The sequence below is a fragment of the Pseudomonas viridiflava genome (assembly GCF_900602065.1).
GTDB lineage: Bacteria > Pseudomonadota > Gammaproteobacteria > Pseudomonadales > Pseudomonadaceae > Aquipseudomonas.
Map to the genome: position 1 here is coordinate 1 of NZ_UWFN01000173.1, position 336 is coordinate 336.

General features: G+C 54.2%; 1 protein-coding gene. It reads right to left on the reverse strand.

Features of this window, described 5'->3' with window-relative positions; translation table 11 throughout:
• Nucleotides 1–143: 143 nt before the first annotated feature.
• On the reverse strand, nt 144–335 hold the full coding sequence (locus EE949_RS09060) for a hypothetical protein (RefSeq protein ID WP_122663976.1): 192 nt from the start codon (nt 333–335) through the stop codon (nt 144–146).
• Nucleotide 336 lies beyond the last annotated feature (1 nt).

Here is a 336-nt window from a genome sequence, read left to right on the forward strand (position 1 = left end):
CGGCAAATCTGTGTTGCGATAGCCCCAATGCCTGGCGCTCTTCTTTCAGTCGCGCGCCGAAATCTTTCATATGGATGCACCTGAGGCGGAATTGCATCCATCACGATACGCTGCGTCCATTAATCATGTTGAGTTATCGGGTTTTATTCACTCGCGCGGCTTTCACGGTAGTCACCACCTGCTTGAGCAGCTGCGACTACCATGGACACTTGAGCCTCGTACGCATTGAACTGGCGCAGTGCTGCGGCCAGAGCCAGAAAATCTTCACGCTGCATTTCGTTGACCGACGTACTGGTACGAAGCTGATGGGCAACCGGGCTATGCGCTGACTTCAGG